Source organism: Sulfuricella denitrificans skB26 (genome assembly GCF_000297055.2).
GTDB classification, from domain to species: domain Bacteria; phylum Pseudomonadota; class Gammaproteobacteria; order Burkholderiales; family Sulfuricellaceae; genus Sulfuricella; species Sulfuricella denitrificans.
The window spans coordinates 2,036,243-2,054,289 of record NC_022357.1; the positions used below are offsets into that span (position 1 = coordinate 2,036,243).

18 protein-coding genes are annotated in these 18,047 nt (G+C 60.7%); 12 read left to right on the forward strand and 6 right to left on the reverse strand.

Going from position 1 to position 18,047, the window contains the following annotated elements:
• Positions 1-130 precede the first annotated feature (130 nt).
• The 11 genes from SCD_RS09890 (at position 131) to tehA (ending at position 11,490) form a co-directional block, all read left to right on the forward strand.
• Positions 131-925: a hypothetical protein gene (locus SCD_RS09890; protein ID WP_009205004.1), complete on the forward strand. Its 795-nt coding sequence runs from the start codon at positions 131-133 to the stop codon at positions 923-925.
• An 88-nt stretch (positions 926-1,013) separates the two neighbouring features.
• Positions 1,014-3,824 carry a monovalent cation/H+ antiporter subunit A gene (locus tag SCD_RS09895; RefSeq protein WP_041673434.1) on the forward strand — a complete coding sequence of 937 codons (2,811 nt, stop codon included), beginning with the start codon at positions 1,014-1,016 and terminating at the stop codon, positions 3,822-3,824.
• Positions 3,824-4,150 (forward strand): Na+/H+ antiporter subunit C, encoded by a 327-nt coding sequence (locus SCD_RS09900; RefSeq protein WP_009205006.1) that lies wholly within the window; start codon positions 3,824-3,826, stop codon positions 4,148-4,150. Before SCD_RS09895 ends, SCD_RS09900 begins: the two co-directional genes overlap by 1 nt.
• Positions 4,147-5,673 (forward strand): monovalent cation/H+ antiporter subunit D, encoded by a 1,527-nt coding sequence (locus SCD_RS09905; RefSeq protein ID WP_009205007.1) that lies wholly within the window; start codon positions 4,147-4,149, stop codon positions 5,671-5,673. Before SCD_RS09900 ends, SCD_RS09905 begins: the two co-directional genes overlap by 4 nt.
• Positions 5,673-6,161, forward strand: a complete 489-nt coding sequence (locus tag SCD_RS09910; RefSeq protein WP_009205008.1) for a Na+/H+ antiporter subunit E — start codon at positions 5,673-5,675, stop codon at positions 6,159-6,161. The genes SCD_RS09905 and SCD_RS09910 overlap by 1 nt, the downstream gene beginning before the upstream one ends.
• Entirely contained in the window at positions 6,155-6,424 is a 270-nt protein-coding gene (locus tag SCD_RS09915) for a K+/H+ antiporter subunit F (RefSeq protein WP_009205009.1), read from the forward strand. The genes SCD_RS09910 and SCD_RS09915 overlap by 7 nt, the downstream gene beginning before the upstream one ends.
• The gene (locus SCD_RS09920; protein ID WP_009205010.1) at positions 6,421-6,747 is read left to right on the forward strand and encodes a Na+/H+ antiporter subunit G; all 327 of its coding nucleotides are present in this window, start codon (positions 6,421-6,423) and stop codon (positions 6,745-6,747) included. The genes SCD_RS09915 and SCD_RS09920 overlap by 4 nt, the downstream gene beginning before the upstream one ends.
• A complete protein-coding gene (locus SCD_RS09925) occupies positions 6,744-8,354 on the forward strand; it encodes a Na/Pi cotransporter family protein (RefSeq protein WP_009205011.1) in 1,611 nt (536 codons plus the stop codon). The genes SCD_RS09920 and SCD_RS09925 overlap by 4 nt, the downstream gene beginning before the upstream one ends.
• A 2-nt stretch (positions 8,355-8,356) precedes the next feature.
• Positions 8,357-8,938, forward strand: a complete 582-nt coding sequence (locus SCD_RS09930; protein ID WP_009205012.1) for a DUF2062 domain-containing protein — start codon at positions 8,357-8,359, stop codon at positions 8,936-8,938.
• Positions 8,939-9,520: 582 nt separating this feature from the next.
• Complete coding sequence (locus SCD_RS16730) at positions 9,521-10,330, forward strand: VPLPA-CTERM sorting domain-containing protein (RefSeq protein ID WP_084607499.1); 810 nt, start codon at positions 9,521-9,523, stop codon at positions 10,328-10,330.
• A 221-nt stretch (positions 10,331-10,551) separates the two neighbouring features.
• Positions 10,552-11,490 carry a dicarboxylate transporter/tellurite-resistance protein TehA gene (gene tehA, locus SCD_RS09935; protein WP_148290767.1) on the forward strand — a complete coding sequence of 313 codons (939 nt, stop codon included), beginning with the start codon at positions 10,552-10,554 and terminating at the stop codon, positions 11,488-11,490.
• A gap of 26 nt (positions 11,491-11,516) precedes the next feature.
• On the opposite strand, the gene SCD_RS09940 is transcribed toward tehA, so the two are convergent.
• Positions 11,517-12,395: a universal stress protein gene (locus SCD_RS09940; RefSeq protein ID WP_009205016.1), complete on the reverse strand. Its 879-nt coding sequence runs from the start codon at positions 12,393-12,395 to the stop codon at positions 11,517-11,519.
• Between the two features lie 513 nt (positions 12,396-12,908).
• On the opposite strand from SCD_RS09940, the gene SCD_RS15745 reads away from it, so the two are divergent.
• Positions 12,909-13,454, forward strand: a complete 546-nt coding sequence (locus tag SCD_RS15745; RefSeq protein WP_009205017.1) for a zinc ribbon-containing protein — start codon at positions 12,909-12,911, stop codon at positions 13,452-13,454.
• Positions 13,455-13,541: 87 nt separating this feature from the next.
• Here SCD_RS15745 and SCD_RS09950 read toward each other — a convergent pair whose 3' ends face one another.
• From SCD_RS09950 to SCD_RS09970, 5 genes are read right to left on the reverse strand one after another with little or no spacing between them, the layout of a single operon-like run.
• Positions 13,542-14,741: an MFS transporter gene (locus SCD_RS09950; RefSeq protein WP_009205018.1), complete on the reverse strand. Its 1,200-nt coding sequence runs from the start codon at positions 14,739-14,741 to the stop codon at positions 13,542-13,544.
• A gap of 8 nt (positions 14,742-14,749) precedes the next feature.
• Positions 14,750-15,211, reverse strand: a complete 462-nt coding sequence (locus SCD_RS09955) for a chromate resistance protein ChrB domain-containing protein (protein ID WP_009205019.1) — start codon at positions 15,209-15,211, stop codon at positions 14,750-14,752.
• Positions 15,212-15,238: 27 nt separating this feature from the next.
• Positions 15,239-15,559, reverse strand: a complete 321-nt coding sequence (locus SCD_RS09960) for a rhodanese-like domain-containing protein (protein WP_009205020.1) — start codon at positions 15,557-15,559, stop codon at positions 15,239-15,241.
• Positions 15,560-15,571: 12 nt separating this feature from the next.
• Complete coding sequence (gene chrA / locus SCD_RS09965) at positions 15,572-16,921, reverse strand: chromate efflux transporter (RefSeq protein WP_009205021.1); 1,350 nt, start codon at positions 16,919-16,921, stop codon at positions 15,572-15,574.
• Positions 16,918-17,886, reverse strand: coding sequence for a chromate resistance protein ChrB domain-containing protein (locus SCD_RS09970; protein ID WP_041673436.1), 969 nt, complete (start codon positions 17,884-17,886; stop codon positions 16,918-16,920). Before SCD_RS09970 ends, chrA begins: the two co-directional genes overlap by 4 nt.
• Between the last annotated feature and the right edge of the window lie 161 nt (positions 17,887-18,047).

Consider the following 18,047-nt stretch of genomic DNA (forward strand, 5'->3'; position numbering starts at 1 on the left):
AAGAAAATTCGTATATTATTTACGAAGTGTTCGTTATTTACGAAGGAGTTATTGAGGCGCTCCCTGCACTGATGCCGACTTTTTCCACCGGATACGCCCCCCATGACCCACTCCGCTTCGCTACGCCGTGATGACGGCTGATTCCCGCCGGATACGCCTGCTGCTGCTTGTCCTGCTCACCGGAGTGGTCGCGGCGATTATTGCGGCTCTCCCGTCTTTTCCGCAGCCAGCGGCCTATCACGACTTCGCTGACCAGCGCGCCTTCCTGGGCCTGCCCAACTTCCTTAATGTGGCTTCCAACGGCCTGTTCGTGCTGGTGAGTGCGGCCGGCCTACGCTGGCTTACCGCAGCGGGAGGCGATACGGCCTTCCGGGATCGCCGCGAACGCTGGATTTATCTGATATTTTTTCTCGGCTTGGCGCTGACCGGCATCGCTTCGGCCTGGTACCATCTGAACCCGGACAATGGGCGACTGCTGTGGGATCGACTGGCGATGACCGTTGCCCTGATGTCCTGGCTGGCGGCAATTATCGCCGAGCGCATCAGCGTCGCAGCGGGGCTGGCGCTGTTACCGGTGCTGCTGGCCGCGGGCGCGGCCTCCGTGCTCTACTGGGGCGCCACCGAGGCATTGGGGGCAGGAGATCTACGTCCTTATGGCATGGTGCATTTCTATCCGGCGCTGCTGATTCCGCTGCTTATCCTGCTGTTTCCGCCCCGCTACACTCGCGGCGGCGATGTGCTGATAGTGCTCGGGTGGTATGCCGCGGCGCTCGGCGCCGAACTCCTCGACCGGCAGATTTTCGCCCTCGGCGGAATCGTCGGCGGCCATACCGTCAAGCACGTCTTTGCTGCCCTGGCCGCCTGCTGGGTGCTGCGCATGCTCAGGCTGCGGCGGCCCTGTGGGCCAAACCCGACAAGCCCTTAGACCTGGATTATCTGGTTCCAAATCCTGTTTTTGCCTTTCTGCTTCGATGTTACCATAGCCATCACACACCCGTTTTCCACGTCCCCCCATGTCCGGAACTTCATTGCTGCCTCTGATCGTCGCAACCGCCTTCATCGGCTGTCTCCTTCCCGCACTGCTGGCCCGCTTCGGCAGGAGAGTGGCCGCCCTGGGCGCGGCCGGGGTCATGGCGGGCTGCCTGGCATTGCTCGCCCCCCTGGTGCCGACCGTGCTGGCGGGGGAAACGCTGGTAACGGCCTACCCCTGGCTGCCCGCCTACGGCCTCGACCTTTCCTTCCGGCTCGACGGGCTGGGGCTGCTTTTCAACTTGCTGATACTCGGCATCGGCCTGCTGGTGGTGCTCTACGCCTACTACTATCTGCCGGAAAGCGATCACCTGGGGCGTTTCTATTCCTACCTGCTGCTGTTCATGGCGGCCATGCTCGGCGTCGTACTGTCCGAGAACCTGTTGTTGCTGGTCGTGTTCTGGGAGATCACCAGCATTTCGTCCTTCCTGCTCATCGCCTACAAGCGCGAGCATCGCGACTCGCGCATCGCCGCCCGCATGGCGCTAGCCGTCACTGGCGGCGGCGGGTTGGCGCTGCTCGCCGGGGTACTGCTGCTCGGCTACATCGCCGGCAGTTTCGAGTTTTCGACCGTGCTGGCCGAAGGAGAGCGTATTCGCGGCCACAGCCTGTATGCGCCGATGCTGATCCTGGTCCTGCTCGGCGCTTTCACCAAATCGGCCCAGTTCCCGTTCCATTTCTGGCTGCCCAACGCCATGGCGGCGCCAACGCCGGTGTCGGCCTACCTGCATTCGGCAACCATGGTGAAAGCCGGCGTTTTTCTGCTGGCGCGGCTGCATCCGGCGCTGGCCGGCAGCGAGCTGTGGTTCTGGCTGGTCAGCGGAGTCGGTGCAACCACGCTGGTGTATGCGGCTTACATGGCCTTTCACCGCTACGACTTCAAGGGGCTGCTGGCCTATTCCACCATCAGCCACCTCGGCCTGATCACGCTGCTGTTCGGACTCGACACGCCGCTATCGGTGGTGGCCGGCGTGTTTCACATCATCAACCATGCCATTTTCAAGGCCTCCCTGTTCATGGCCGCCGGCATCGTCGATCATGAATGCGGCACGCGCGACATGCGGCGGGTGAACGGGCTGTTCAAGTTCATGCCGATCACCGCCACGCTGGCCATCGTCGCCGCCGGTTCCATGGCTGGCGTGCCGTTGCTGAACGGTTTTCTCAGCAAGGAGATGTTCTTTACCGAGACGGTCGGCCATCCGGTGTTCGAGGAGATACGCTGGCTGCTGCCATTATTCGCCACGGTGGCAGGCATTCTCGCTGTGGCCTATTCGTCGCGCTTCATCCACGACGTATTCTTCAACGGCGACCCCATTGACCTGCCGCGCCAGCCCCACGAGCCGCCGCGCTGGATGCGTGCGCCGGTGGAGGTGCTGGTAGTGCTGTGCCTGCTGGTCGGCATCTTCCCGCAATGGAGCGTCGCCCCTCTGCTCGCAGCTGCGGCTGGCGCAACGCTGCTAGCGCCTCTGCCTGCCTTCGAGCTGGCGGTGTGGCACGGCTTCAACCTGCCATTTATCATGAGTCTGGTGGCGCTGGCGGGCGGCGTCACCGTCTACGCCCTGCGCAAGCCGCTTTTCGCCCTCCACGATCGACTACCGTCGATCCATGCCCACATCGCCTTCGAGCGCCTTTATGAAAGCCTGAAGGCCCTCGCGTGCAGCATCGTGAGCTGGCTGGACAATAGATCGCTGCAACGTTACCTGGCGCTCTTCATCGCCTTCGTGCTCAGCCTTGGCGGCTGGGCCTGGTTCTCGGGGCCACCGACGCTTGCCGCCGCGGCATACCAGCCGGCCGATAGCGCTGCTTTCGCGGCCCTGGCTACCCTGATCGTGGGCGCACTGGGTGCAACCCTGCTGCACCGGCACCGCCTCACCGCCATCGTGTTCACCAGCGTCGTTGGTCTGGTCGTGGCGCTCACCTTCGTGCGCTTCTCGGCACCGGATCTGGCACTGACCCAGCTGGCGGTGGAAGTGGTCACCATCGTGCTCCTGTTGCTGGTTCTCCATTACCTTCCCCAAGCCTCCCCCGCCGAGGATTCCGGCCTGCGACTGACGCGCGATGCCGCGCTGGCCGTTGGCGCCGGCGCGGGTCTGGGGGCGGCAGCCTTCGCCATGATGACCTCGCCATTCGAGACGATTTCCGGCTTCTACCTCGACCAGTCGGTGACGGGGGGTGGCGGGGCCAACGTGGTCAACGTGATCCTGGTGGATTTCCGCGGCTTCGACACCCTGGGTGAAATCACCGTACTGGCCATGGTGGGCCTGGCTGCCCATGCCATGCTGAATCGGCTGGTGCTCACCGTGCCCGAGCGCGATATCGACGGCCGGCCTTGGGCAACGGAACGTCACCCGCTGTTCCTGTCCATGCTGATGCGCCCGCTGCTGCCCCTGGCACTGGCGGTATCGATCTTCATTCTGCTGCGCGGCCACAACCTGCCGGGGGGTGGTTTCGTCGCCGGCCTGGTCACCGGCGTGGCCCTGGTCCTGCAATATCTGGCCAGCGGCATCGATTTCGCCCAGCCGCGCCTGCCCCGCCACAAAACCAGGCTACTGGCGCTGGGACTGCTGCTTGCGGGCGGCACCGGCGCGGCGAGCTGGCTGTTCGGCCGACCCTTCCTTACCAGCGCCCACGGCCATTTCACCCTGCCGCTGATTGGAGAGATCGAACTGGCCTCGGCCATGGTGTTCGACCTGGGCGTGTACATCGTGGTCGTGACCGTGGTGCTGATGGTGCTGGCACAGTTGGGCCGTCTGTCGCGCCACGGCTGTCCTGAAAATTTTGGAGAAGCCGCCTGATGGAAACCGTTGTCGCCATTGCCATCGGCGTACTCACCGCCTGCGGGGTGTTCCTGATTCTGCGTGCACGCACCTTCCCGGTCGTACTGGGCCTGACCTTGCTGTCCTACGCGGTGAATCTGTTTCTCTTCGCCAGCGGACGGCTGAGGCTGGATGCACCGCCCCTGATAAGGGCCGGCGCCGCCTACACCGACCCGCTACCCCAGGCTCTGGTGCTGACCGCCATCGTTATCGGTTTCGGCATGACCGCCTACCTGCTGATGCTGGCGCTGCGCGCGCTGGCTGAAACCGGCGATGACCATGTGGATGGACGGTTGAAACCATGAACGCTCATGCCGCCATCCTCCCCATCCTGATTCCCTTTGCTGCCGCGCTGCTGCAACTGGCGGGCGGCCGCCGCGGGCTGCCTTTCCAGCGCAACGTCGGGCTGGGCGCGGCACTGCTCGGCATCATCGCAACCGCCTGGCTGGTGCAACTGGCCGATGCTGGCGCCATGCTGGTTTATGCCCTGGGAAACTGGACGGCACCTTTCGGCATCGTGCTGGCGGTAGACCGCCTAGCCGCCGGCATGTCCCTGCTCACCGCGCTGCTGGCAGGCGCATCCCTGCTCTATGCCAGCGGTGGTTTCGACAGCCGGGGCCGCCACTTCCATCCGCTGTTCCAGTTGCAGATCATGGGTATCCAGGGCGCCTTCCTGACCGGCGACCTGTTCAACCTGTTTGTCTTTTTCGAGGTAATGCTGCTTGCCTCCTATGCGCTGTTGGCCCACGGCGAAGGACTGGCGCGCACCCGCGCAGGCCTGGCCTATGTGGTGCTGAACCTGGCTGGATCGGCCCTGTTCCTGATCGCACTGGGTCTGCTCTACGGGACACTGGGCACCCTCAACCTGGCCGATGTGGCGCTACGCCTGCAAAACCCGGATCACAATATCGCCCTGGCAAGGCTGGCGGGCGCGCTGCTGATTGCCGTATTCGCCCTCAAGGCGGCGCTGCTGCCCCTGTCTTTCTGGCTGCCCCACGCCTATGCTTCCGCCGGTGCGCCCGTGGCGGCGCTATTCGTCATCATGACCAAGGTCGGTATCGTCGCCATCCTGCGGGTACAGGCCGTGGCCTTCGCCCCGGCTGCGACGATGGCTGACCTGCTTGACTGGCTGGTTCCGCTGGCGCTGGCGACACTCCTGTTCGCCGCCCTGGGCGCTCTCGCCGCCACCCGGCTGCGATATTTCGCCGCCTGGCTGGTGCTGGTTTCCGCCGGTACGCTGCTGGTGGTTCCCTCCTATGCGCAGGCCGGTATCACCGCCGCGGCCCTGTATTACCTGTTCCAGTCCACCTTCGTCGTTGCTGCCTTCTTCCTGCTGGCGGAATTGATCGCCGAGCGACGCGGGAAGGTTTCCGATGCCATTAAACCCGGGCCGGCATTCCATGCTCCCTGGCTGGCACTGGGCTTTTTTCTGGCTGCCATCAGCGTTGCCGGATTACCCCCCCTTTCCGGCTTTCTCGGCAAACTCATGCTGCTTTCCGCAGTGCGGGAAACGCCGGCGGGCCCGGCAATCTGGATTATTTCGCTGACAGCAGGTTTTCTGATCATGGCCGCCTTGGCAAGGGCCGGCAGCCGCCTGTTCTGGAAGCACAAGTCGGATACTCAGCCCCATGCAACCCCAACCATCGCATGGCAGCCTGCGGCGGCCGTCCTGCTGCTGGTCGCCGCCGGCCCACTGCTGGCGCTCTTCGCCCGACCGGTGTCGGATTACGCTGCCCGTGCCGCGGTCCAGCTGCATACCCCCGGCGCCTATGTCAACGCGGTATTGGGCACGAACAGGCATACCATCATCCGGGAGACACGACCGTGATGCGCCGCCTCTTTCCCCGCCCCGCCCTGTCCGTGGCCATTTTCCTGCTCTGGGCCGCGCTTACCAATGCGGCCTCGCTAGGCATGCTGTTGCTGGGCGCCGTACTGGCGCTGGCGCTTCCTTTCGTCACGCGGCCCTTCTGGCCCGACGCACCGCGCCTCGCTCGCCCCGGCACGATGTTGACACTCGCGGCACGGGTAGTCATGGATATCGTTATCGCCAACTGGGCCGTGGCACGCCGTGTGATCGGCCCGATTGCCCGCCTCGAACCGGCCTTCGTCGAGGTGCCGCTGGATTTGCGCGACCCCTTCGTCGCCACGATCCTCGCCAGTATCGTGTCGCTCACGCCGGGCACCGTGTCCATCGACGTGGATCAGGAGAGCTGGGTACTCTGCCTGCATGCGCTTGACGCACCCGATCCCGCTGCCCTGATCCGGGAAATCAAGCAGCGCTACGAGGCGCCGCTCAAGGAGATATTCGCATGTTGACGCTCGCCGTTGAGGTCGGTTTCGTGCTCATCGGGCTGGCTATGACCCTCAATCTCTGGCGCCTGGTGCGCGGACCGGACGCCACCGATCGCATTCTGGCGCTGGATACGCTGACCATCAACGCCATCGCGCTGCTGGTGCTGTTCGGCATCCGCGCCGGCAGCAGCGCCTATTTTGAAGCGGCGCTGGTACTGGCCGCCATGAGCTTCGTCGGCACCATGGCGCTATGCAAATATCTGCTGCGCGGAGACATTATCGAATGAACGTCATCATCGAATTCACCGTCTCTGCCCTGATCCTGCTGGGTGCCGTGTTCGCTCTGCTGGGTTCGATAGGGCTCGTCCGCCTGCCGGATTTTTTCACTCGTCTGCACGGCCCCACCAAGGCCACCACCCTGGGTGTGGGCGCCATGGTGCTGGCCTCAGCCATCTACTTCACCGCCACCCAGCCCGGCGTCAGCCTGCATGAGATCGCCGTGATGGTCTTCCTCTTTATCACCGCGCCAGTGACCGCCCACCTGCTGGCCAAGGCGGCCTTGCACCGGCGTGGGAATCACGTTGCGAAACACCAGGAAAAAGTGAAATGAGCACCTGGACGACAGCCGGCGGCCTGCTCGGCGGCATCGGCCTGTTCCTGCTCGGCATGGGACTGATGACCGACGGCCTCAAGCTCGCCGCCGGCCCGGCGCTGGAGCGCATCCTCGCCCATTCCACCAAAACCCGCTTGCGCGGGCTGGCTTCAGGTGTACTGGTCACCGCGCTGGTGCAGTCTTCCAGCGCCGTGACAGTGGCTGCCATCGGCTTCGTGAATGCCGGACTGCTCACGCTGGGGCAATCGATGTGGGTGCTGTTCGGCGCCAACGTCGGCACCACCATGACCGGCTGGCTGGTGGCGCTGGTCGGGCTGAAGTTCAAGATCGAGGTGCTGGCGCTGCCGCTGATCGGCATCGGCATGGCGCTGCGCCTTTCCGGCGACGGCAAACGGCGCGGCGCACTGGGACAGGCGCTGGCAGGATTCGGCGTGCTGTTCCTGGGCATCGACATGCTCAAGGAATCCTTTTCCGGGCTATCCGCGGATTTCAGCATGCCGGAAGGCGAGGGGATCAGGGACACGCTGATGCAGGTGCTGATCGGCATCGCGCTTACCGTGCTGATGCAATCCTCCAGCGCCTCCCTGACCATCGCGCTGACTGCCGCCCAGGGCGGACTGCTCACGGCCCAGGGTGCCGCCGCCGTGGTGATAGGCGCCAATATCGGCACCACGGTCACCGCGCTGATCGCCTCCATCGGCGCCACGCCCAACGCAAAACGGGCCGCCGCCGCCCATATCCTGTTCAATCTCCTGACCGGCGCCGTGGCGCTGGCGCTGCTACCCTGGCTGGTATCGGCCATTGGCACGGCGGGCGAAGCGCTGGAACTCGGTTCGTCGCCGGCGGCCAAACTGGCCCTGTTTCACACTACCTTCAACCTGCTCGGCGTGATCCTGATCTGGCCTATCGCCGAACGCATGGTTCTGTTTCTCGGAAAACGTTTCCATGCCGCCGAAGAAGATGAAGCCCGGCCACGCTATCTGGACGCCAACATCGCAACGGTACCGGCGCTGGCGCTGAACGCCCTGGAGCAGGAAGTGCGACGCATGGGCGGCATTGCCCTGCGCATGATGCGTGAGGCCATGGCGGGCGCCGCCTACGACAAACTGGCGCGGGATCAGCAAATCGTGGCCAAGCTGAATCAAGCGGTGGCAGATTTCATTTCACGCATCAACCAGGCCGGCATGTCGCAAGACAGCGCCCAGCGCCTGCCGCATATTCTGCGCGTGGCGCGCTACTATGAGGCGGTGGCCGAACTGGCCATGGAGGCCGCTGCTGCAGCACGCGAAACGCCCCTGCCGACGCTGATCGAAACGGGTAGCAGCTTTCTCGATCAGGTAACCCGGCTTTTTTCCCGCATTGACCCAGAGGGATATCAGGAATATGCCGCCGACGTCGATACCGGCTTGCAGAGCCTGGAAGGGGACTATCAGATGTTGAAAGCGGAACTCCTGGAGGCCGGCGCCCTGAGCCGCCTGCCCGTGGCAGATATGGATGCTCGCTTGCGCGCCGCGAGCGCCATCCATCGCGCGGTGCAGCAGGCCGCCAAGGCAGCGCGCCTGCTTGTCGCCAAGGCATCTGCACGTGAGGCAGCACAGGAATAACCATGAGCAATATAATTGACCGCCTGAAACGCCTGCTGCCCGACCCGGAAACGGTGCGCAAGAGCCGCTGGCTGCGCTGGATCGGGCCGGCCCTGCACCATCCCCGACTATGGCGGCCCACCCGGCGCGGTATTGCCCTGGGCATCGCACTTGGAGTATTTTTCGGGCTGCTCGTTCCCCTCGCCCAGATTCCTCTTTCCGCAGGCATGGCCGTGCTGTTGCGTGCCAGCGTGCCCACCGCCATCGCCAGCACGCTGGTCACCAATCCGGTCACCTTCGGCCCGATCTACTATGCGGCCTACCGCATCGGCGTCACGCTGATCGGTGAGGACGAAGCACGCGCGACAAAAAAACCGCCGATACCCCGTGGAGAAGGCGCTGCCGCATGGCTGGCATCCGCCTGGGATCGCATCACCACAGTAGGCAAACCGCTACTGCTGGGCTTGGCGATCATGGCCAGCACCCTGGGTCTGCTCGCCTATCTGATAGTGACCTTGTTGTGGCGGCTAAAAATCAGTCTGTCCTGGCGGCGGCGCCGTCGCAAACCTGCTCCGCCCCGCGAGGACACAGAGCAAAAGGATTGATCTACGCTTACCCTGTCCGAGCCATGAATGTCCCAGTTGAGCCAATTAAGAGACCTCCATAAAGATTCCAGATAGCGGACGCTTAACGCCAAATTGGTTGAACTCAATTTATCAGCGCCACGTCACCGATGTGCCGCTTCGTTTCCAGTCCATAGGCGAGCAGTTCCTGAGCAGGACACTGCCGAATGTGCATGCGAAAAGCCGTGGGTAAGCATATAGAACGTTCCAAGCTGCTACACCCAAAGCTAATATCACCTTGGGCGAACTGTTTCATTGGATGCCCGAATTTTGTAACGGTTTACCTTACTCTGAAAGCCACCAATAGCTGAGCATTTTTAATGCATGCCGATGCTAATGGGATAGCAAAGCAACAATTTTGATCAATCACTTGCAAACAATCCGGAGCAAGATGCAGTTTGTCGGATTTTTTTACACTTGATGAGCAAATAATGCTGCAAATCCCCAAATAAAATGTGTAACAGATTGTTTTTGCATAATATATAATATATTTGGCACGGTTTGTGCTTTAATTCCATAGGAATATCAGCATCCGCCGATTAAGCAAAAAAAGGGGAAACCATAATGAAAACATCCGTCCATTTCTATGACGTTAATCTATCAAGGCTCACGATAGCTATAATTAGCTGCGGGTTTTGGGCTCACCCCCTTGCGGCGTCCGCAAGCATTTTGCCTGACGCATTCCTGAGCACCGGATCGTGCACAACCAGCACCACGTCGGATACCAAGACCTGTAGCCAATCTAACTCCAGCGTCAGTATTTTTTCACAGGCGCGGCTGAGCGATCTGACCGCCACCGCAAACATTGACCAGAACGCCCCATACTCATCTACTGCCCAGGCTAGTGTGCGCTATTACATGGAACTCGCCTCCAGCAGTGGTTTCCCTAGCGACTATTTCTTTACTGTGCCTATCTTGGTACTTGCAAACGGATATACGGATGTAGGTGGCAGTCCATCGCCTATCGGTTCTAGCTACAGTATGAACACGGCGTCCGCCAGCGTCAAAATTGGTGGTGACGGTTGGTATGCTTGTGCGGGCTATGGTTGCTGGGCCGGTTCCACAACCAGTTTTAGCGGTGGTCTCACAAACCTCAAACCCGGCTCTTCAGCTTCTGGGTACGGTGGCAACATATTTGAAATTATCGTATCGGCAAGCGTCACTACCAACTCAAATTATCCGAGCTCTTATGCCCATGCATGGGCTGATCCCACCATACAGATCGACCCGACCTTTCTCGCAACTAATCCGCAGTATTCGCTGAGCTTCAGCAGCAATTTACCCGCGGCTGTTGTTCCTGTGCCCGCCGCAGCTTGGCTTCTCGGCTCTGGTTTGATTGGCTTGGTTGGGGTGGCACGTCGCAAGGCAACTTAATAGACTTTTGCTCACGATAACGGCGGCCAATTGGTCGCCGTTTTTACTTCTGGAGTTGTTCGCAGATCGTCTGCTTCCAACCAGTTTGGAGGACCGAAAAGAGTCGCGAAGGGAAGACTGCCTTTCCCGATGATTATCCAAATCATATCGGCGTCAGGGCAGGTTTGCTATGATTAAGCCGGTTGTTTCAAAAACAGGCACTCATTTACAAGGCAATCCTCGTGGCACGTTCGCCGCTTCCGGCTTCTTTTTTTGGTATGGTTTTGGGACTCGCTGGCCTCGGTCAGGCTTGGCGCATTGCCGTTCTTCTTTGGGGCATGCCGGCGGCTATCGGGGAAGGTTTGCTGCTGTTGGCAGCACTGGTCTGGGCTGGGTTGCTAGTGGTGTATGGTTGGCAAGCAATAAGGTATCCAGCCGTTGTCAAAAGCGAATTCCAGCATCCGGTGCAAGGGAGTACACCGGCGCTGCTGGCTGTTTCTACCCTGCTGATTGTGCTGGCGGTTTTACCCTATTCGCGGGCATTGGCATGGGTTCTCGCCGCCGCTGGAATTGCCTGGCATTTAGCTTTTTCCCTCTGGCATACCGGTGCGCTCTGGCAAGGGGGACGTGATTCACTCGATACGGCACCGACCCTTTATTTGCCCACTGTGGCCGGCAATTTTACGAGCGCTGCCGCACTCGGCGGGCTCGGCCATCCAGACTGGGGCTGGTTGTTTCTGGGTGCGGGTGTCTTTTCGTGGCTGGCGCTTGAATCGCTTATCATCCAGCGCCTCTGGCTTTCCAAAGCCTTACCCACCGCTCAGCGCCCACTGCTTGGCATCCAGTTTGCCCCACCGGTGGTTTGCGCCATGGCTTGGTTAATGCTCGACCCGGGCTCTACTGATCATTGGCTGCTGATGTTGTGGGGCTACGGTTTGTTCCAGCTTTTGCTGGGCATTCGTCTGGGTTCATGGCTCGGTGCTCAACCCTTTTCCCCATCCTATTGGGCCTATACCTTCGGCATTGCCGCTGCAACAATCTGTGGTCTCAAATTGGCATTGGCGGGTGTCAGTGCTGCGCAGATTCTTGCGATACCTGTTTTTGTGGGCGCCAATCTGTTTATCGGCTATCTCTCCCTGCGCACTGCATGGCGTGCTGTCCACAGTCGGCTGTCCAGCTAATTAGGTCTGTATCTCTTCACGCAGGTTCAGTAGCATAACAGCACGTCGCAGTCCGCCACATGGGCCACGTCCTTGCTGACGCTGCCCAGCAGCAATTCCTGCATGCCGCTCTTGCCGTGTCGGCCAAGGACGACCAAGTCGGCGCGCAGAGCCTTGGCGCGATCGCAGATGGCGGTGGGAGGATTGGCCGCCATGACGTTCCGCGTAAATTTTCCCTCGTTCGCCCCCGCCAACTCGATATCCAGCCGATTTTCCGCATCCTTCAGGACGCGTGCCTGACGATCCAGGATGAACGCCCCGTCCATCCCCGCCTGTTGCATCCGGTCAGCATGCTCGGTATCGTAAACATGCAGCACCTCGATCCGCGCACCCGATGCGACGGTGCGGACGAGTTCCAGCGCATTGATCGATCCCGGCGAGAAATCCACTGCGGCGATAGCACTTTGGTAGGGTTCCACCTTCGCGTTCTTGACGATCAACACCGGGAAGGTGGCCAGCCGCAACAGACGGGAGGCGGTGGAACCAATCAGCAAATCGAGCAGCGTGTTCTCACCGCGCGCGCCGGCCACCACCAGGCCAGCCCCTTTTTCCGCAGCATAGTCGGCGATCTCCGTGTGAGCGCGGCCGATGCGTGTGACGGGCACAACTGGGATGCCGTAATCCTTGCGCAGGCTGGCAGCCAGGATATCGAGCCGATTTTTGCCAGCCGCTTGCAATGCCTGCTCATGTATTAGCCAGAAATCGGCAGCGGGGTCCGGGCCCGGATACAGATCCAGAGGATGCACCACGTGCAGCAAGTGCATTTCCGCACCCAGCTGTTTCGCGATCAGCGCACCGCGCCGCACCGCCCGGCCGGCATTAGCGGAAAAGTCGGTGGCGACGACGATAGGGGTAAGGGGTTGCATGGCGTTCTCCTTCGTGGCAACTCATTAAAATGCATGCCAGGCTTTGCTGACACCACATGGGGGCGCCAAAAGAAGCTGTTGTAGCGCGGTCTGGCAATGGGTGGAAAGAGTCACCACCGTAACCATCTGCATCAAGATCGAGGCCACCCTCATCCGGGCGCATGCAGTCGCGCCGGTGCCAGGCAAAGTTTAGCCTCGCGTGCCCCTGTTTCCATGCCCTGGAGGCACTAGCCGTTATGAGCAACAAGATGCCGGAATCGCGCATCGCCTTCAGTTCAGTCTAGTCCAAATTCAGCTGCGTGAACTGGTGCAATGCAAGCCTCGCCACGGGCAGCTCCCCTTCAGCGTGTACTATACTTTTATGAGCACTTATTTTTGCACATGCCCCACGACTGAAGAGTCTACGGTTATCGCGCCATTGCCGCTATGGCGAGAGCGCCTCGGCTGCGCTCTCCGGCGCAGGTTCGAGTTTCAACTTAGCTTTTCCATTGCCCGCAGACAAGGAGACAGACCATGAACACGACCGAATCCGAACACAAGCCCGATTCCGAATCCGCTACGGGGAAAGGAGAGCAGACTCAACACGAAGCGCTTTACGACCGTTATGCAGAGCGAGCGCGCGAGCTATTCGAGGCCGGCCAGGAAAAAGGCAAGGATGCCATGGAAAAGGCCATGGAGGTGGCACGCCAGCAACTATCCGACGCCGGAGAGTTTTCCGCAGAACAGGGCGAGGCATTCAAGAAATTCATGCGTCGCGACCTGGAGCAGACCTCGCAAGATATGCGGGCGCTGAGCCAGGAAGCCAAGGAACATTTGAATCCAGCTCGGTTGGGCGCCGGCGCCTTATCCTCGATAGCCAGGCTGCTCGAGGCGACTGGCTCGGCGTTGCAATCTCTCTCGCGCAAGGCAGAGGATGCCCTGCACTACAATACCGGCGACATCACGGCGGCCGGGACGTTAAACTGCACGAAATGCGGCCAGAAGGTGCACCTTAAGCGCACCACCAAAATTCCGCCCTGCCCGAGCTGCCACGGCACCGAGTTCCGCAAGGGATACTGAGCGATACGGCGGCGGTTGTGTCTCGCTTGAGCCGCTGGCACGAGCGTGGCCTTTTCGTGCGCCTGCGAGTGCAGCCGCCCCACTCAGTTACCCTTCTCGCTCCTCCGGCGGCTTGAGACCGCGGAACGCCCGATACAGCATCACGTCGTAGGCGATCTTCATCCCCGCCCCGATAAACAGCGGGGTAGAAAGCGTCAGAAACTGCATCAGAAATCCCGCAAAAGAAGGTGCGACCGCCCAGCCTCCCAGCCGAACCAGGTGGGTGACGCCGGAAGCAAACGTGCGTTCCTCCGGCCGCACCATCGCCATCACGTAGGACTGCCGCGTCGGCACGTCCATCTCCACCAGTCCCTCGCGCAGCAGGAACAACACGGCCGCCACCCAGAAATTCGGCGCGAAGGCGACAGTCATCAATAACAAGCTTGAAGGAATATGCGTGAACACCATGGTGTTCACCAACCCGATCCGTTTGGCCAGCCAGGCCGCACCCAGGTGCGAGACGGCATTCATGCCGCGAGCGCCGAAAAATAGCACGGCGATCACCGATTCGGAGACACCGAAGCGCTGGTAAAAGAAGTACGACAGCAGCGCCGTGCCAACAAAGCCACCGGCCACACTGTCGAGTCCAAAGAGCAGGGAAATGCGCCACAACACCTTGCGGCTTTGTGGCGAGACAATTAAACGGGGTTGCTTCAGCGGCGCTTCCGCCTGGGAAGAAAGACGCAGGTAGAGCACGGCGGTAGCAAGCAACAGCAAGGCGTACAACATCACCGCAGTCTGGAACGATGCCAGCTCGCCCACCCCAGCCAGACGCAAAATACTGGGGATCGCCGCCAGCAGGCCGCCGAGGCCGTGACCGACATCCTGCAACACGTTGTACCAGGCAAAGGCGCGGGTACGCTCCTGATCGGTGGCGGTAGCGGGGATAATCGCCTGCTCCAGCACCAGTGCGGCGCCGCGATCCCGCCCCATGCCGTTAAGCATGCCGACGAAAGCGGCGATGCCGACCGCGACTGGACTGGAATACCACGCCGCCGCGGCGCCACCCAACGCACTCAGTAACGCCAGCCAGAACAGCAGGCGGCGCCTGCCCAGGCGGTCGCCGGCGAAGGTCACCAGCAAGGCAGCCAGCGTTGCACCCGCCAGGCCGGCACTGATCACCAGGCCAATTTGCGAGGGCGTGAACGCCATGCGGGCGAGGTAAATGCCGAGCAGCACCCCCATCATGCCGGTGGCCAGTGCCCGCAGGAAGGCGGTGGTATAGAGAATGTGGCGGTCGCGAACCATGTTTCTGTCTAGCTCACCGCGCGGCGCAGCAACCCCACCATTTTCTGCAGCGGCGCTTCCGCACACCAGGCATAGAGCGCATCGTAGATGACCATGCCGTGTTTGAGCATTTCGTGGTCATCCTCGAAGTTGAGAGACAGTCCTTTCGAGATTGCCAGCAACCCCGCCGCCTCCTTCGCCAGCTCGGGAGTGCCGGTATCGGCTGCACGCACGATGCGCGCGAGCCTGGCCAGCGCCGGGTCGGTGAGCTGGTACCTGGCAATGAAAGCGTCGAAGCTGCACTGGTCGCCATGATGACCCAGTTCAACACCGGGCACGTCGTAGGGAACGGCGCCGGTGTCAGCGGCAATTTTCATCACGTCGCCGCCGGGGACATACAGAAACTCCGACGCTTCGTCGATGAAGCGCGCAATCAGCCAGGGGCAGGCGATGCGGTCGATTTTGGGACGTTCTCGGGTGATCCATTTCATGGTTTTCTCCTGAAGCAGGAAAAGGATTTACTTGCTCACCGTGTCGCCACCTGCCGCTTTCCAGCCTTCGATGCCGCCCTCGATGAAGCGGGCCTGAACGCCTACAGCCTGCAAGACATCCACCACGGCATTGCTGACCGAACCACCGCGCACGCAGTAGAGCACCACATCCCGGTTCTTGGGTATCTTGTCGGCCCATTCATCAATCGCGTCCGGGTCGCACCAGGTCGCTCCCAGGATTTTTTCCTTGGAGGCATCAAGATCGGTTTTTCGGCGCACATCGAGTAATGCAAAGGGCGATGAATTCCTCAGTTTCTTGAGGTCGTTGGGGGAAATGGTGCGGTCCATGCTCAGACTCCTTCAGGAAATGGCAAAAGTGTAAATCAATCCCAGCGCTGCGCAGGCGCCGATCACGCGCATGATGTCCTGCTTGTACTTCCACAGGGCGAAGAAGGCGGCGATGGAAATCAGGGCGTAGAACCATTCGAAGCCGCCGCTGAATGGCGCAGACTCGGTGGCTTTGGGCCATAAAACGTGCCAGCCGAAGAAAATTGCGAGGTTCAGTATTACGCCCACCACGGCGGCGGTAATGCCGGTCAACGGTGCGGTGAACTTGAGGTCGCCATGCGTCGCTTCCACCAGCGGGCCACCGGCCAGAATGAAAAGATAGCCCGGCAGGAAGGTGAAGAAAGTGGCAACACAGGCACCGGCGAACCCGGCCAGCAGCAGGCTCTCCGGACCAAAGATTTCCTTGGTCCAGCCACCGATGAAGCCAACGAAAGCCACCACCATGATGAGCGGGCCGGGAGTGGTCTCGCCCAGAGCCAGACCATCGATCATCTGCAGGCCGGTGAGCCACTGGTAGTGCTCGACACCGCCCTGATAGACATAGGGCAGCACGGCATATGCGCCGCCGAAGGTGACCAGCGCGGCCTTGGTGAAGAATTCACCCATATCCAGCAGCACTGGGCTACCCATCAACACCCACATTACCGCCGCCCAGATGGCGAGGAAAACGATGGTCATGATGAACAGGTGCGACAGTTTGAATTTCGCGTGTTCGGGCGTCGGCGTGTCGTCGTCGATCAGGGCCGGGCCATATGACTTGTTGGACGCGCCATGACCACCGCCGACCTTGAACTTTTCCGGTGCGATCTTGCTGCCGATGAATCCCAGCACACCCGCAGCCAGCACGATGGCCGGGAAAGGGATCTTTAGCGCAAAGATGGCGACAAATGAGGCTGCAGCGAATCCCCACAACACCTTGTTTTTCAACGCTCTCGAGCCGATGCGCCAGGCGGCAAAAACAACAATCGCCACTACCGCCGGTTTGATACCGGAAAATACGCCCTGGACAAATTGCAGATCGCCGTAAGCCATATAGACATAGGATAACGCCGAAAGAATGAACAACGAAGGCAGCAAAAACAGCGTGCCGGCGACGATACCACCCCAGGTGCGGTGCATCAGCCAGCCAATGTAGATGGCGAGCTGCTGTGCCTCCGGTCCCGGCAGTACCATGGCGTAGTTGAGGGCATGCAGGAAGCGGCGTTCGGAGATCCAGCGGCGTTTCTCCACCAGATCCTGATGCATCATGGAAATCTGCCCGGCAGGACCGCCGAAGCTGATGAATCCCAACTTGAGCCAGTAGCGAAACGCCTCCCAGAACGTGGGTTGGGCGGGACGCGCCAGATCCTTCGTCTCGCTCATCTTGATTCTCCTGTTTTAAAATTTAGATATATCCCGTCGAAAACACCCCCTGCAGCTGAGAGCAGCGCATCATCATCCTGCTGGCTGACGCGCAACCCACCCAGCACCATTTCCAGCCCCGCCGCTTCCGCCATCGGCATGCCGCCCACATCGAGACAGTGAACCAGCGTACCCAGCTTCATCAGCGCTTGGTCGGCTTCCAGCCCGAAACTCGCCAGCAGCACCTCGAACGTCACCTGCTGGCCGACATGGGTGAACTCGGCGCCGTCAAAGTCAAAACCCAGGGCATCCTCAGGGCAGTCTTCCGGCTGTTCCAGCCACAGGAAGCGCGCTTCCGGATCGATAAAGCGGCGAATCAACCAGGCGCTGGCCATGCGATCCACCCACAAATGCCGGCGGGTTGCCCAGAAGCGCCCCTGATAGTCCGCCGCGTCGCGCAGGGTGACGCTGCCCGGCACTGCTTTGGGCTCGTCGGCAGACAAACTGGCCAGAAACAGGGATTCTGCTTCAGTCAGCAGGGCATCAGCTTCGACCTTGCCCCGGCTGGAAAAATAATCCAGCGCCACCAGCGCCTCGAAATCCCGCCACAATGCCTTGATCTGACGCCGCCCGGCGGCAGCATCGATGCTGCCAATGGCGGCTTTGAATTTAGTCACCTGCCCCATCAGTTTGAAATAGTCTTCGCTGCGGTCGAACAGCCCCTGAAAATCGCTCTTCTCCTCGGCAGAGGGATTAGAGACATTCAACAGATAGGCACTACCGCCGCCCTGCTTGATGTCTTCGGCATGCATGCGAAGTGCCTGCCGCAGCCCCCGTCCAGCCGGGAGCAGATAAACGCCATCGCGCAGCACGGCGCAGCCCAGCCCCTTCATGGCGCGCCACACCCGCATGCGCAGGGTGGCATTGGCTGTCGGCAGGCTGACCACCAGGGCCAACCATTTCTCTGAGTTAAACGCAGATTTCACAATTCTTTACCGGAACATAAATTATGTTCTATTTATAACATGATTCAGTAACGAAATGAACAATTGTTTATATCAACGATCTATCAGGAATGGTGAAAATCAAGTAAAATCAAACAATATTAGAAAAACACAAACATTGACCGACTATCCCTTTCCAAGAC